Source organism: Kribbella sp. NBC_00382 (assembly GCF_036067295.1).
In the GTDB taxonomy this organism is placed as follows: Bacteria; Actinomycetota; Actinomycetes; order Propionibacteriales; family Kribbellaceae; genus Kribbella.
The window spans coordinates 534,038-547,135 of sequence record NZ_CP107954.1; the positions used below are offsets into that span (position 1 = coordinate 534,038).

17 protein-coding genes are annotated in these 13,098 nt (G+C 67.2%); 4 read left to right on the forward strand and 13 right to left on the reverse strand.

The genetic code is table 11. The features are described from left to right. The first annotated feature begins 29 nt into the window (after positions 1–29). A complete protein-coding gene (locus tag OHA70_RS02590) occupies positions 30–347 on the forward strand; it encodes an ArsR/SmtB family transcription factor (RefSeq protein WP_328328076.1) in 318 nt (105 codons plus the stop codon). Then, on the forward strand, positions 337–774 hold the full coding sequence (locus tag OHA70_RS02595) for an SRPBCC family protein (RefSeq protein ID WP_328328078.1): 438 nt from the start codon (positions 337–339) through the stop codon (positions 772–774). Before OHA70_RS02590 ends, OHA70_RS02595 begins: the two co-directional genes overlap by 11 nt. On the opposite strand, the gene OHA70_RS02600 is transcribed toward OHA70_RS02595, so the two are convergent. The 8 genes from OHA70_RS02600 to OHA70_RS02635 form a co-directional block, all read right to left on the reverse strand. Further along, positions 734–1,531 (reverse strand): ABC transporter permease, encoded by a 798-nt coding sequence (locus OHA70_RS02600; RefSeq protein ID WP_328328079.1) that lies wholly within the window; start codon positions 1,529–1,531, stop codon positions 734–736. The genes OHA70_RS02595 and OHA70_RS02600 overlap by 41 nt on opposite strands. Further along, positions 1,515–2,369 carry a 2-aminoethylphosphonate ABC transporter permease subunit gene (locus tag OHA70_RS02605; protein WP_328328081.1) on the reverse strand — a complete coding sequence of 285 codons (855 nt, stop codon included), beginning with the start codon at positions 2,367–2,369 and terminating at the stop codon, positions 1,515–1,517. Before OHA70_RS02605 ends, OHA70_RS02600 begins: the two co-directional genes overlap by 17 nt. Further along, entirely contained in the window at positions 2,369–3,406 is a 1,038-nt protein-coding gene (locus OHA70_RS02610; protein ID WP_328328083.1) for an ABC transporter ATP-binding protein, read from the reverse strand. Before OHA70_RS02610 ends, OHA70_RS02605 begins: the two co-directional genes overlap by 1 nt. Further along, entirely contained in the window at positions 3,403–4,446 is a 1,044-nt protein-coding gene (locus OHA70_RS02615; protein ID WP_328328085.1) for a 2-aminoethylphosphonate ABC transporter substrate-binding protein, read from the reverse strand. Before OHA70_RS02615 ends, OHA70_RS02610 begins: the two co-directional genes overlap by 4 nt. After that, on the reverse strand, positions 4,446–5,126 hold the full coding sequence (locus OHA70_RS02620; RefSeq protein WP_328328087.1) for a phosphonatase-like hydrolase: 681 nt from the start codon (positions 5,124–5,126) through the stop codon (positions 4,446–4,448). Before OHA70_RS02620 ends, OHA70_RS02615 begins: the two co-directional genes overlap by 1 nt. Further along, positions 5,123–6,223 (reverse strand): TIGR03364 family FAD-dependent oxidoreductase, encoded by a 1,101-nt coding sequence (locus OHA70_RS02625; protein WP_328328089.1) that lies wholly within the window; start codon positions 6,221–6,223, stop codon positions 5,123–5,125. The genes OHA70_RS02620 and OHA70_RS02625 overlap by 4 nt, the downstream gene beginning before the upstream one ends. A gap of 289 nt (positions 6,224–6,512) precedes the next feature. After that, positions 6,513–7,214: a GntR family transcriptional regulator gene (locus tag OHA70_RS02630; protein ID WP_328328091.1), complete on the reverse strand. Its 702-nt coding sequence runs from the start codon at positions 7,212–7,214 to the stop codon at positions 6,513–6,515. Between the two features lie 166 nt (positions 7,215–7,380). Next, on the reverse strand, positions 7,381–7,560 hold the full coding sequence (locus OHA70_RS02635) for a DUF5302 domain-containing protein (protein WP_328328093.1): 180 nt from the start codon (positions 7,558–7,560) through the stop codon (positions 7,381–7,383). A 166-nt stretch (positions 7,561–7,726) separates the two neighbouring features. Between OHA70_RS02635 and OHA70_RS02640 the strand changes: the two genes are divergently transcribed. Beyond that, positions 7,727–8,374, forward strand: a complete 648-nt coding sequence (locus OHA70_RS02640; RefSeq protein ID WP_328328095.1) for a LysE family translocator — start codon at positions 7,727–7,729, stop codon at positions 8,372–8,374. Positions 8,375–8,665: 291 nt separating this feature from the next. On the opposite strand, the gene OHA70_RS02645 is transcribed toward OHA70_RS02640, so the two are convergent. Beyond that, positions 8,666–9,385 carry a class I SAM-dependent methyltransferase gene (locus OHA70_RS02645; RefSeq protein ID WP_328328097.1) on the reverse strand — a complete coding sequence of 240 codons (720 nt, stop codon included), beginning with the start codon at positions 9,383–9,385 and terminating at the stop codon, positions 8,666–8,668. A 194-nt stretch (positions 9,386–9,579) separates the two neighbouring features. On the opposite strand from OHA70_RS02645, the gene OHA70_RS02650 reads away from it, so the two are divergent. Then, complete coding sequence (locus OHA70_RS02650; RefSeq protein ID WP_328328099.1) at positions 9,580–9,972, forward strand: type II toxin-antitoxin system VapC family toxin; 393 nt, start codon at positions 9,580–9,582, stop codon at positions 9,970–9,972. Between the two features lie 17 nt (positions 9,973–9,989). On the opposite strand, the gene OHA70_RS02655 is transcribed toward OHA70_RS02650, so the two are convergent. The 4 genes from OHA70_RS02655 to OHA70_RS02670 all read right to left on the reverse strand — a co-directional run bounded on the left by OHA70_RS02655 (position 9,990) and on the right by OHA70_RS02670 (position 13,029). Next, positions 9,990–10,682 carry a DUF5984 family protein gene (locus tag OHA70_RS02655; RefSeq protein WP_328328101.1) on the reverse strand — a complete coding sequence of 231 codons (693 nt, stop codon included), beginning with the start codon at positions 10,680–10,682 and terminating at the stop codon, positions 9,990–9,992. Between the two features lie 3 nt (positions 10,683–10,685). Continuing rightward, positions 10,686–10,967 (reverse strand): hypothetical protein, encoded by a 282-nt coding sequence (locus OHA70_RS02660; RefSeq protein ID WP_328328103.1) that lies wholly within the window; start codon positions 10,965–10,967, stop codon positions 10,686–10,688. 194 nt (positions 10,968–11,161) lie between these two features. Beyond that, complete coding sequence (locus OHA70_RS02665) at positions 11,162–12,388, reverse strand: DUF6357 family protein (protein ID WP_328328105.1); 1,227 nt, start codon at positions 12,386–12,388, stop codon at positions 11,162–11,164. Next, a complete protein-coding gene (locus tag OHA70_RS02670; RefSeq protein WP_328328107.1) occupies positions 12,385–13,029 on the reverse strand; it encodes a hypothetical protein in 645 nt (214 codons plus the stop codon). Before OHA70_RS02670 ends, OHA70_RS02665 begins: the two co-directional genes overlap by 4 nt. Between the last annotated feature and the right edge of the window lie 69 nt (positions 13,030–13,098).

Genomic DNA, 13,098 nt, shown 5'->3' on the forward strand with positions numbered 1-13,098 from the left:
TCACTTCACCGTTTGGTGAAGTATCGTTCATGCCCCTGGCCACCACCTTCGCCGCGCTCGCCGACCCGACCCGGTTGGCGATCGTGCAGCGGCTCAGCCAGGGCGAGGCGACGATGAGCGAGCTCACCACCCCGCACGCCATCACTCCACCCGCGATGACCAAGCACGTCGGCGTCCTGGTCGACGCCGGCCTGGTCATCCGCCGCAAGGTGGGTCGCTCCGTCGTCTGCAGGTTGCAACCAGCCGCGCTCACCGAAGTACAGGCTTGGCTCGGGGATCTCACCGCGTACTGGAACAGCAGCATCGATCGGCTGGAAGAACTCCTGGAGAGTGACGATGAGCACTGATGTCCGGATCGAGCGCTTGCTCAAGGCAACGATCGATCGCGTGTACGACGCCTGGACCCAGCCCGGTCTGTTGACCCAGTGGTACTGCCCCAACCCGGCGCTGGATCTGAAGGTCGAGGCGGATGTGCGGGTCGGCGGCGAGTACGTCGTGACGATGGGCCCGTACGTCGTACGCGGCCACTACACCGAGGTCGATCCGCCGAAGCTGCTCGGGTTCACCTGGCAATGGGACCACGAGGGTGAGCCCTCGCAGGTCCGGGTCGAGCTGACCGAGGTCGAAGGCGGCACCCGGATGCTGCTCAACCACACCGCGTTGAGCAGCCCCGAGGACGCCGCCGGTCACCTGGAAGGCTGGGAGCTCCAGCTGACCAGGCTGGCCGACCTGGTCAGCGCTCCACCGAGCGACCACGTAGACGATCCAGTGTGACAACCAGTACCACCGTCACCGCGAGCAGCACCAACGACTCGGCCGCCGCCGTGAAGGTCTGGCCGCGATCGGTCAACGCGAACACACTGACCGGCAAGGTGCGCCAGGACGCCGGGTAGACCATGATCGTCGCGCCGACCTCGCCCATCGAGAGCGCGATCGACAGGCTCGCGGCGGAGACGATTGCCGGACGCAACATCGGCAACCGGATCTGCCAGAGCACCCGGGCACTCGACGCACCGAGTGACGCGGCGACATCGGCGTACGCGTCGTCGGTTCGTTGCAGTGCCGCGGCAACTGTTCCGTAGCTGAAGGCAACCATCAGGACGAGGTGGGCGATCACCACGATCCACTTGGTGCCGTTGAGCAGTACCGGTTGGCGCGAGAAGGCAACGAGCAGGCTGAGGCCGACGACCACGGACGGTACTGCGATCGGCAGGTGATGCAACGCGTCCGCCAACCGGGCCAGCGGTTTCGGCGCACTCCGCGCGGCGAGCGCGGCCCACGTTCCGAGGACGACCGCGAGCAGCCCGCCGAGGAACGCGGTCTGCAGACTGACTGTGAGTGAGGCCAACTCGTCACCGGACAATGCTTCGGACAGGTGGGAGCCGGTCGGGCTGGACGGGAGGACGCCGTTCCAGCTGCCCGCGAAGGCAGCCGCCGCGACCACGACGAACGGCGCGAGGACGAGTACGCCGAAGACCAGGGCGAACGCGATCCAGGTGACGATCTTGCCGGGCTTAGTCCAGAGCAGCACGGCGGCCTCCTTGCCGGTTCAGGACAGCGCGCATGGCGACGTACAGGCCGATCGACAGCAGCACCTGGACGACGGCGATCACGCAGGCGCCCGGGTAGTCGAACATCACGATGCCCTTGGTGTGCACGAGCATCGGCAACGTCGTCGTGTCGCGCGCACCGAGGAACAGCACGATGCCGAACTCGTTGAGCGTCAGCAGCAAGGTCAGCCCACCGCCGGCGGCGAGGGCCGGCTTGACCTCGGGCAGCACGACCTGGCGAAGTACGCGCCAAGGACCACCGCCGAGACTCGCCGCGACGTCGAGCTGGACGCGCGGGATCTGAGCCATTGCCCCGAGCAACGGCCGCATCACGAACGGAGTGTAAAAGGTGATCTCGGCAAGGATCACCGCCCACGGCGTCGTCAGGAATACGCTGTCACCAACCAGCGCCCCCAGCACGCCCGCGGATCCGTAGATGAACGTGAACGACAACGCCACCAGGAACGACGGCAAGGCCAGCATCGCGTCAACCAACCCGGAGATCACCCGCGCCCCCGGAAACGGCACGAAGCTGATCACCACCGCAAGGAACGTCCCGACGACCATGCACCCGACCGTCGAGCAGACCGCGATCTGCACGGTACGGACGAGCGCATCACGAAACTCCACCGAGCCGATCACCTCCCGCCAGGTCGCGAACCCACCGGTGAACGACTCCTGCGCCACCAGCACCAGCGGATAGACAACCAGCCCCGCCAGTACCAACAACGGCGGCAACAACCACACCGTCCGACTCACCCGCTTGCTGGACGCTTGATTGCCCAAGGCAAGAGGTGTCCCCAGCGCCTCGACCGCCATCAGCGCCCCTCCGCCGCAACCAACGTGCACGCCTCAACCGGCAACTCGATCGACACCTTCGCCCCAACCTCAGGCAACCGCCCATCAGCCGGCACATCAACCTGCACCGGCACCCCCGGCAACCCATCGATCGTGCAAGTCAACCGACTAGAAGCCCCCCGCCACTGAGCCGCCACCAACTGCGCCGGCCACCCCTCCGTACCGAGCTTGATCGCATGCGGGCGGATGCACAGCAACTGCGGCGCTTCACTCCCCTGCGTCAACCCTTCAACCTTGCGTCCGGCCAACGTGACGCCATCGCCGGCCCGCTCGACCGGCAGCAGGTTGGCTCCACCCAGAAACGATGCGGTGAAGGCCGACGGCGGAGCGGCGTACAGGTCGGCGGCAGGTGCGATGTCGACAAGTCGAGCATCGCGCATGACTGCGATCCGGTCGGCGAGCGCGAGCGCCTCCGACTGGTCGTGCGTGACATAGACGATCGCGACATCAGGTACTTCGCGCCGAAGCTTCTGCAACTCACCCAGCATGTCCGCCCGCAACTGAGCATCGAGTGCAGCGAGCGGCTCGTCCAGTAACAAGACCGGCGGCTGGATAGCGAGCGCCCGCGCGATGGCAACCCGCTGCTGCTGCCCACCGGACAGCTCTCGCGGGTACCGTCGAGCGAACTTCGCCATCCCAACCATCTCAAGCATCTCGGCCACCCGCCGCGACACCTCAGCCTTGGGCTTGCGAGCCGCCTTCAACCCGAAGGCGACGTTGTCGGCAACCCGAAGATGCGGGAACAGCGCGTACTGCTGAACCACCACCCCGATCCCCCGTCGAGCAGGCGGTACGTCGGTGACGTCCTGCCCGGCCAGCCAGATCCGCCCCCGACTCGGCCGGACAAACCCCGCGACAGCCTTCAACGCAGTCGACTTGCCCGATCCCGAAGGCCCGAGCAACGCCACCGTCTCACCGGCTGCGACCGTGAGATCGAGCCCTTCCAGCGCGACTGTGTGACCGAACTGCACGGTCACGTCCTCGAGCCGAACGGTCATCCCTGAACTGCCTTGTTGTACGCGGCAACATCCGCGTCGAGCGACGCGAGCACCGCGTTCCAGTCCGGCTGCCAGATCTCGACACCGGTCGTTGCCTTCTGCACCGAAGCGAAGTTCGCGTCCGTCGGCTTCACGTCCGATCGGGCCGGGATCCCGAAGGCGTCACCGGAGACCGTCTGCTGCGCCTCGGGCGAGAGCAGGTACGTCATCAGCTTCTCGCCACCATCCTTGTTCGGCGCACCCGCGCCGAGACCCATGACGTACGGCAGTGCGACGGTACTGCGCTTGCCGTCAGCGGTCGCCGGGAAGAACACCTGGAAGGCCGACTTGTCGTTGGCGATCGAGGTCAGGTTCATCTGGACGTCGCCGTTGGCCACGTAGATCTCGCCCTTGCTCACCTTCGGCTGCAGCTTGCCGGTCGACGCCGACGGACCGACGTTGTTCGCCTCGAGCCTCTTCAGGTAGTCGAGCGCACCCTGCTTACCGAGCAGGTGCTGCAGCAGCAACAGGACCGCAGTACCGTCGCCGGCCTGGCCGGGCGTCGAGTACTGGATCTTGCCCTTGAAGCGCGAATCCAACAGATCGTCGAACGTGCGAGGCAGCGCGCCCTTCGACGGGTTGCCGATGAAGCTCAGGTAGTTGTCGATCACGGTCACGTAGTCGGCGGCCTTCGGTCCCTTGACCTGGTCGCTGCCCGGGACCTGGTAGTCCTGCAGCAGCTTGTCGGCCGACGCCTTCTGGATGAACGGCGGCAGCGTGATGACGACATCGGCCTGCGGGTTCGACTTCTCCTTCTGCAGCCGGGAGACGACCTCGCCCGAACCGGCCTCGACCAGCTGGACCTTGGTACCGGTCTGCTTCGTGAAGGCTTCGAACCGGGTCTTGTACCAGTCGGCCAGACCGTCGGCGCTGTAGACGGTGACGACCTTGCTGTCGCCGCCACCGGAGGCGGTGGACGCCGCGCCGGTACCACCGCAGGCGACGAGTGAGGTGAGCAGGGTACCGGCGAGCAGACCGGTGAGGGCACGCGAGCGGAACATCACAACTCCGTTTTGGCTAGCAGGCCGGGCAGGTCCCGGACCGACTCGAGTACGTGCGTGGCGCCGGCGGCAACGAGTTGATCGTTGCCGTGGGCACCGGTAAGGACCCCGGCGACGATCCCGGCGCCGGCCCGGACCCCCGTGGTCATGTCGTACGCCGTATCACCGGCCACGGCCACGTTGGCCACGGCATCAGCTTTCAGTTCGAGCAATGCTTTGAGGACCATGTCCGGGTACGGCCGGCCGCGACCCGCCTGCGCCGGACAGAGGGTGAGGTCGGCCAGGTTCTTCCAGCCGAGCGCGGCGAGGATCCGCTGCTGCGTCGTCTCGGAGAACCCGGTGGTCAGGCAGACCTTGATACCGCGGCTCTTGATCTCACGGATCGCGTCCTCGGCGCCGTCGATCGGTGCGCTGTGCCCTTCGTCGACGAGCGTTCCGTAGGCGGTCTCGAAGGCCTTGTTCGCCTGCTGGGCAGCCGCTTCGTCATTGTCGAGGAGATGACGGAAGACGGTGATCTTCGACTCCCCCATCGTCGCCCGGACGTGGGCCAGCATCTCGTTGTACTCCGGACTGCCCTGCTCGATGCCTTGGGCACCGATCGCCTGCGTGAAGGCCTTCTCCACCAGACCGTCGTCGGCGACCGTGGTACCGGCCATGTCGAGCACTACGAGCTGGATCACAGTCCTGCCTCCAGGTAGCTGGTTTCGGCGATCGCGGGGGACATCGTCATACCGCGGCCGCCGGGGCCGGTGACGAGCGTGACGCGATCGGCGACGGTTCGGCGTACGGCGATCTCGCCTTCGGTGGACTGCGAGTAGACGCCGGCCCACCGGCGTACGACGGTCGGCAACTCACGCCCGAGCAGGCTCTCGACCGTCGCCTTCAGGTAGTCGTAGGGATCGCTCCGTACGTCGAACCCGAACGGCTCGGCGTATTCGTGCGTGTCGCCGAGCGTCAGCCCGCCGTCGGCGCGCTGGACCATCAGCAGCTGCATGGCGTTGTCGGCGGCAACAGTTGCCTGAGGCGTCTGATTGAGCGTGTCGAGCGCCGTCCCCTCGTACGCCGGGTAGTACCGGAAGCTGTCCGCGTCGGCGACCGCCGTGGTCAGCTGCTCGTCGAGCGGAGCCGTCTGCATCATCTGCAGCCGGACCCGGCGTACCGGCAAGTCGCCGGCCAGCTCGCGGATCAGCCCGCCATGCCAGGCGCCGGTGCAGAGGAAGATCTCGTCGGCCGCGTGGATCTCGCCGTGGTCGTCCCGCACCTCGCCGGTACTGACGTCGCGGACCTCACGCCCGGGGACGAACTGGTACCGACCGGACTTCTCCAGTTCGGCCCGGAGCTCGGGGAGCACCTTGCGCGGCTCGACGATCGCGTCGCGCTCACACCAGAGCGCACCGAGCAGGTCGCCCTTGAGTGCGGGGTTGCGGAGCCGGGTCTGCTCGGCGTCGAGCAGCTGGAATCCGCGGGCGGCCGCCTCGGACTTGCTGGCGGCCTCCTTCGCCACCGCCAACTCGTCCTCGGTCCGGCAAACCGTCAGCGACCCAGCCGGCCGGAAGCCGATCCCCGGAACGCCGTCCCACAACTCCCGGGCCCGCAACGCGGTCTCGAGCTCGGCCCCGCCGGCCCGCCCGCTGACCCAGACCAGCCCGAAGTTCCGCACACTCGCGCCGCGCCCCTCGCGCTCCCGCTCGATCTGCACCACGTCGTACCCGCGCCTCACCCCCTCCCAGGCGTGAAACGTCCCGAGTACGCCGCCACCCACCACCACAATCCGCATGCCGACAAGATTGGTCCGGACCAATTACGCCCAGCCCGACTCCCCTCAACCACCAGATGAACCCCGGCCAAACAACCGGTGCCCCACCCAACAGCCCCACCCAACAGCCCCAACCAACCAGCCCCAGCCTCACGACCACCCACCCGCCCACCCCGCGACGTTTCAGGGGTTAACCCCGCAGATGGTGGGTGGCCCCATGAGATTCTCGGGGGGCAACCCGCCGTTTCAGGGGTTAACCCCTGAAACGTCGCGAGGTGGGCGAGGCTGAGCGCGGCGTTCGTAGTACCGGCTAGGGGCGGAGGGTGGCGCGGAAGCCGACGCGGTCGCCCCGGTAGAGGGAGCGGACCGCCTCGATCGGGCGGCCGGCGGTGTCGCGGCTGGTGCGGTGGAGGAGCAGCATCGGGAGGGACTGGGTCGCCTTCAGGAGATCAGCCTCGCGCGGGGTGGCGATGACCGTCTCGACCAGCTCCTCGCCTTCGCCGAAGCGGACGCCGAGCTCGTCGGTCAGGCAGCGATACAGCGAGCCCTCCGGCTTGAGGACGTCGCGCAAGGTCGGGAAACGCGCCACTGACATGTACGTCGTCTCCAGCCCGATCGGCTGACCATCGGCGAGCAGCACTCGCTCCAGCAAGTGGACCGGATCGCCGACCGCGATCCCGAGCTGCTCGGCCAGCGACTCGTCCGCCTCGATCTGCTCGAAGGCGACCAGGTCGCGCCCGGGCTCCTGCCCCTGCGCCCGCAACGCCTCCGTGTAACTCACCAGCGCCAGCGGCTGGATCAGCTTCGGGGTCGCCACGAACGTCCCCTGCCCCTGGCGCGCACGTAGCCGGCCGTCCGCGATCAGCTCCCGGATCGCCTGCCGCATCGTCCACCGGGAGACGCCGAACTCCTTCGCCAGCGTCCGCTCCGGCGGCAACGCGGCGCCCTCACCGAGCCGTTCGAGCAGCTCGACGAGCCGGGTCTTGACGGCGAAATGCAGCGGCACGGTCACCCGCCCGACGATATCCGAGCTTGCGGCGGTACCGGGAAAGCTGCGGCGGAGGTACTGGAAAGCAACGGCCGCGCGGCGGAGGTACCGGCTGCGGCGGAAGTACCGGGAAAAGCTAGAGCCCCGGGCGGCAACCCGGGGCTCGAGGTGGATGGATGGGCGGCGGAATTCAGCTGCCGGACTTGCGCCGGAACTGGCGCTTCTGCTTGTCGTTGTGCGCCTCGCCAACACCCTCGTGCCGCGGCCCACTGCCGGGGTGCGAGTCGTGCTGCTGGTTCTTCTTGGCGAGTGCCTCGCGGAACTTCTTCTGCAGATCGTCCTTGGCCGGCTCGCTGGGCGTGTCGCTCATACCGTCTCCTTCAAACCGTCAGGCAATCAACCTCTAGCTAACCAATTGTGCCTACCCGCACGCCACCGATTATCAGCGGCCCCCATCTCAGCCCCCGAAAATGCCTCCGACCCGCCTCCGGCCGGCTGTTAGCGTCGCGACGACGCAACGGCGAAGGGGACGGTTCATGGTCAGCACGGAAGCACTCGTCGGGATCGCGCTGGTCGAGCTCGGCCTGGTCGTCATCCCCGGCCCGAACATGATCTACCTCGTCTCGCGTTCCGTCGTCCAAGGCCGCCGCGCCGGGCTCACCTCACTCGCCGGCGTCGGGGTCGGCTTCCTCGCGTACCTGCTCGCCGCATCCGCCGGGCTGGCGACGCTCTTCGCGCTCGTACCGGAGATCTATCTGACCCTGAAGCTGGCCGGCGCCGCGTACCTGCTCTGGCTCGCCTGGAACGCCCTCCGCCCCGGCGGCAGCTCAGCCTTCACGCCTTCCGAACTGACTCCGGATCGCCCGCGCAAGCTCTTCGGCATGGGCCTGCTGACCTGCCTGCTTAACCCGAAGATCGCGATCCTCTACATCTCGCTGCTCCCCCAGTTCGTCGACCCGTCCCGCGGCCACGTCGGCACCCAGAGCCTTCTCCTCGGCCTGACCCAACTGGCGGTCGGCGTCGCGGTGAACGCGATCTTCGTCATCACCGCCGGCTCGGTGGCAGCCTTCTTCAGCCGCAAACCCCTCTGGTCCCGCATCCACCGCTACCTGACCGGTACTGCGCTAGCCGTCTTCGCCGTGAAGCTCGCCACAGACCGCGCGCAACCCATCGCCGCTCCGTAGCCCCCGCGATACCGCCCGCAGTCACCAAGGCCCCACCCTCACGCCCAGCCACCGCGCGGGCACAAACCCCTGCATCTCAAGCGCTTGAGCCCCGCGCCCGCCGTTTGGCCCCCCACGTACATTTATTGATACGGCCCCCGGACCACCGGTACACCCCGATCGCCCCACTCAGCGCAGCGATCCCCACCGGCCCAACGCTCCGCCGCGCCGCCCACCACCCCCGCGTGGTCCCCCTGACAGGTCAGGGTGCCGGTGATCCCCATCCCCTGCCCGGCACCCTGGCCGCTCCACCTACCTGGCGATGAAGACCCACTCGAGCCCCGGCCGATCCGGCGCATCCCGTACTTCGTCAACCGCGAACCCGGCCCGCGCCAGCGACTCCTCGATCTCCTCCCGGGACCGAAACCGCAACGTCGACTCCGACGTCAACGTGGTCCCGTCGCTCGCAAAAACGTAGGTCCCCCTGAACGTCACCAACGGCAACTCGACCGCCAGCAACTCGGTCCAGTTCTCCACCACCCCAACCCCAGGCAACTCAACCCGCTTGTAGGTCTCCTCCCGATTCCACCTCAACCAAGCCTCCCGCCCCGGATCCCTTGCCTCAAAGACAAACCGCCCACCCGGCGCCAACGCTTTCCGAACACCTTCCAGCGTCGCCACCCACTCCTCATCCCCCACAAACACCTGCGCCACATTCCCCGTCATCGCCGCCAACTCAACCTGCAACGGCGGCAGCGCCCCAGCATCCCCATGCACCCACCGAACCCGCTCAGCCCCCGCCTTCCCCCGAGCCACCTCCAACGAAGCCAACGCCGGATCCACCCCCACGACCTCGATCCCCCGCTTGGCAAGCATCAACGCAAAGACGCCAGTCCCACACCCCACATCCAGCACCCGCCGCGCCCCAAACTCCTCCACCATTCCCGCATAAGCCTCGAGATCACCCCGGCCCGGCTCCAACGCGTCATAGAGCTCAGCCAACCGAGGTACCGCAAAAAGCGCATCAGCCATACGCCGGACCCTAGGTAGATCCACCCCAGAAATCCCACCGATTAATCGCAAGGTTCGAGGTCGAGGCTTGAAGCCGCGCTGCGCAAGGAGCGGGCCGCAGCGATGCGTCGCGCTGTCCTGCGGATGCCGCTCGGCGAACCGGACGGCATCGACATCGCCGCCGAGATCGCCCGCGACCGCGAGGACGACGGCCGATGATCTATCTCGACTCGGCCGCCATCGTGAAACTCGTCCACGCCGAGACGGAAACCCAGGCGCTGCGCGACTGGCTCGACGAACGGGCGGACACCGGCTGGACGAGCTCGGTTCTGGCGGAGATCGAGTCATCGCGCGCGCTCGCCCGCCACGCCCCAGAAGCCGTCACCCGACTCCACCTGGTCCTCGACCTCATCGACTTGGTGGAACTGGACGCCAGCATTCGCATCCTCGCCCAGACGGTCAAACCAGCGATGGTACGGAGCCTGGACGCCATCCACCTGGCAACGGCTCTCCGCATCCGTTCCCAGCTCACCTCATTCGTCACCTACGACAAACGCCTAGCCGACGCCGCCCAGGCAGCCGGTCTGACCGTCGACATCCCGACCTGACACAGCAAGACCTAGCTTCAGTACTTCGACAGTAGAGCAGCACCTGCTCGGATGGCGTTCCAATCAGTAGCGCGTTGCCAGCTGCGAGCTCTCTGCAACCAACCTGACCGATCCTCGTGCTCACGGCGAAGCTGCTCGAGGTCAATCTCGACACCGACCAACGGAGAAGCTTCTACCTCTGCGATGCGGGCTGCCATCGCCGCCAGCAACTCCCGGTCGAACTCCTCGATCGCGGCAACGAACTGCCCGGCATCGACCGCCACGGTGCCTGTCCTCGGTACGGCAAACTTGTTCGGCTCCGGCATCTCCCAGTCGATCGTCACTTGGCCGTCGCGGCGGCTGAAACAGATCGCCGGACTGTCGCGCAGGTATCCCAGGTACAGCCAGTGGTCCGAGTACCAGTTCATCGCAGCGTCCGCCGCTTCCGACTCCACGTCATTCCAGCCAAGGGAATCGCCGCTGACGAAGCCGACCAGATCCTCGGGTACATCCTCAAGCAGCGCGGGAAGCAGCTGGAGCAGGTCCTCCCACAGCCGAACGACGTAGTAGTCGATGCCGGACCCATCGGCGTACTGGAGCAGCCGCAACTCACCGACTTCGATCCAGTACCAGCCATCGGTCAGCCCGAACCAATGCAACCGAGGCGCCTCCCCACCCCAAACCCCAACCTCCGCCAACCCCCGAAACTCAAACCCGAACCGGATCGACACCGGTCAATCATCCCGGGTGACGACAGCGAAGAAGTCGCGACACCAGAAGGCGAAGAACCCCTCGCCTTCTGCGACGCGGTAGCTGGTGTGCTCCAACTGGTGAGCATCAACGTCCCTGATGTCGATGACGTCCAGCTGTGCGGGTACGAAGTGTGGCCAGGACACCTGCAGGTCGACCACCCCCAAGAAGGTCACCTCCAGCCGCGACCGCCCATCCGCCGACTCGGTGTTCAACCTCAGCGTCTGCCCAGACTGCTCCTGGCAGACCCCAACGGTCTCGATCATCCGGAAACCTCCATGCCACCTGCGATCGGCCCTCCGCCCTGTACCAGGCAGGGCCGATGTTAATGCGGGCCGTCGATACCGGCGGTCGAGCCAACGCTCCTGCTGCCATCCGCAGTAGCCAGGCGTACGTTGCGAGATCGTGCCGGCCAGGTCTTCACGTCTCAGACGTTGAACGCGGACTCGCCCAGTCACGGTCAGCGCTTGTCGGCGTCACGCTCTCGGCGGGCCTGCTCGAAATCGGCGACATCCGACATCCACGGGCCATGCTGGTCGAGCGCGGCGCAGCCGCCGCTGACGAAGGCGCGGACCAGGATCCGGTATTCGTCCAGCCCGTCGACCAGGCCGTACTCGACCCGGTGCTCCGGGGCCGACCCGCCGCCGGCCACGGTCGTGATCCGGGCGAGCGAGTTCGCGTAGAAGTGGAGCTGGAGTCCTTCGCCCTGCTCCTCGTTCTCGATGGTGAAGACCTCGTTGTCCGCGGCAGATCGACCGCCGACGAACTCCCAGAACTCCGTGCTGGCCGGACGGGGACTGCCCGGGAGCCAGATCTCCTCGCCGTCCTTGTCGTCGGTGAAGATCAGCTTCGTACTCCCGGCAACGCCCTCATCCTCGAACAGCGTGCCCCTGGCACGCCCCGCGGCCTCCGAGCAGATCAGAAACTTCACGGTGGCCACCGCGTCGTCGACGAGCTCGGGGTGTGTACTGCGCACCGCCGCGTCGACCGTCGCCGCCATCCGGTCCCACGCACGTTTGTCCGTGGCACGCCCTCCCCGGCGCGGATCGCGACCGATCCGCATCCCGACGCACGCTCGCTCCGCGGTGGCGATCACTCGCAGTACGTCGGGCAGCAGCGCCGGATCGACCGCCTCGGGACGGCGCCCAGGGATCGTCGCGCCGTGCAGGTACTGCCCCGTGTACTTCAAGATCGCCGCGTCGAGCGGAGCCAGCCTCACACCGCGCTCAGCGCGTCGACGGCTCGCGTCGTACTCCTGAACCCGAGCCCAGTCAGCCGTCTCCGTCGCCGAACCCATCGCGGCCCAGATCTGGCCGCGATCGAGCAGGTCGATGTCGGCACCGTGAGCGATCAGCTGGCCCCTGCTCCACCTGGTGCGTTGGAACAGTGCCTCGATGTCAGCAGGCGCGGCGAAGAGGATCGGATCCAGCAGCGCGACGGCAGCATCCTCGTCCAGCGGGCCCCGGGTACCGGCGGCGTCGCACAGCGGCAGGATCGCGCTCCACAGCAGCAGATGCCGCGCCAGATCGTCCCGGATCACCGCAAGGTGGGTGTCGTCGATCGGGAACGTGAAGGTGCGAGGGTCGTGGTTGGCATCGGCCCCGGCACCGAGTTCGATCCGCAGTACGCCGTCGTCCCGGACCACTTTCGGGATCCACCCAGAGCGGGCGAACACGACCTCTGTCATGACCACCGTTCGAGTTCGGCGTCGAGGCGTGAATCCGTGCGCACCCAGACTTCGCCGTCGGCAGCCTCGGCCGGGGGGTCGCCTCGTTCGAGCCCGAGGAACTCGATCAGGACGAGCAGCGCGGCTCGTTCGGCTCGGTCGTCGTCGGCACCGTGCGAGTCGAAGAAGACGCACCACTGATCGCTCGGGTCGACGATGCCCGAATCCGCCCAGATCCGGCCGATCTCTTCGAGGGCCGCGGTTTCGGTCGTGATCGTGGCGGCGCGGGCGGCCCCGCGAGCCTCCGGCGACGCGTCGAGGTCCGCCAGGTTCGAGAGCCACTGGCCGAAGTGGTCGAGACCCGCGTACCCGTTCTCGAAGAACAGCATCGCGCTCGGCGTGTAGCGATTGGGCCTGTCGATCTTGAGGTACTCGAGGTTCGCCCCCGAGCTCCGGGCGATCACCCCTTGACCACGCATCAGCACCAACCGCTCACCCGCCGGTTCGTCGTCGATCGTGCAGGTGTCACCATCGCGCTCCCTGAAGAACGCGGAGAACGCCACATAGGCTTCCTGAGCGTCGGGTACGACGACCCGCTGATCGTTGCCGTCTCCGACACCGAAGACGAACTCTTTCGGGCCAGGGCTGTAAGGGCGAGCCATCGGTGTCCTCACTCGAATCCGTCGTACGAACGGAAAGGCTGGTCGGCGGCAATCACGTGCCGGACCAGC

Coding starts and splice junctions, on each gene's coding strand:
- OHA70_RS02640 (WP_328328095.1), top strand. CDS start 7,727: ATGGTCAGCACGGAAGCACTCGTCGGGATCGCGCTGGTCGAGCTCGGC.
- OHA70_RS02595 (WP_328328078.1), top strand. CDS start 337: ATGAGCACTGATGTCCGGATCGAGCGCTTGCTCAAGGCAACGATCGAT.
- OHA70_RS02610 (WP_328328083.1), bottom strand. CDS start 3,406: ATGACCGTTCGGCTCGAGGACGTGACCGTGCAGTTCGGTCACACAGTC.
- OHA70_RS02590 (WP_328328076.1), top strand. CDS start 30: ATGCCCCTGGCCACCACCTTCGCCGCGCTCGCCGACCCGACCCGGTTG.
- OHA70_RS02670 (WP_328328107.1), bottom strand. CDS start 13,029: ATGGCTCGCCCTTACAGCCCTGGCCCGAAAGAGTTCGTCTTCGGTGTC.
- OHA70_RS02665 (WP_328328105.1), bottom strand. CDS start 12,388: ATGACAGAGGTCGTGTTCGCCCGCTCTGGGTGGATCCCGAAAGTGGTC.
- OHA70_RS02605 (WP_328328081.1), bottom strand. CDS start 2,369: ATGGCGGTCGAGGCGCTGGGGACACCTCTTGCCTTGGGCAATCAAGCG.
- OHA70_RS02625 (WP_328328089.1), bottom strand. CDS start 6,223: ATGCGGATTGTGGTGGTGGGTGGCGGCGTACTCGGGACGTTTCACGCC.
- OHA70_RS02650 (WP_328328099.1), top strand. CDS start 9,580: ATGATCTATCTCGACTCGGCCGCCATCGTGAAACTCGTCCACGCCGAG.
- OHA70_RS02645 (WP_328328097.1), bottom strand. CDS start 9,385: ATGGCTGATGCGCTTTTTGCGGTACCTCGGTTGGCTGAGCTCTATGAC.
- OHA70_RS02660 (WP_328328103.1), bottom strand. CDS start 10,967: ATGATCGAGACCGTTGGGGTCTGCCAGGAGCAGTCTGGGCAGACGCTG.
- OHA70_RS02635 (WP_328328093.1), bottom strand. CDS start 7,560: ATGAGCGACACGCCCAGCGAGCCGGCCAAGGACGATCTGCAGAAGAAG.
- OHA70_RS02615 (WP_328328085.1), bottom strand. CDS start 4,446: ATGTTCCGCTCGCGTGCCCTCACCGGTCTGCTCGCCGGTACCCTGCTC.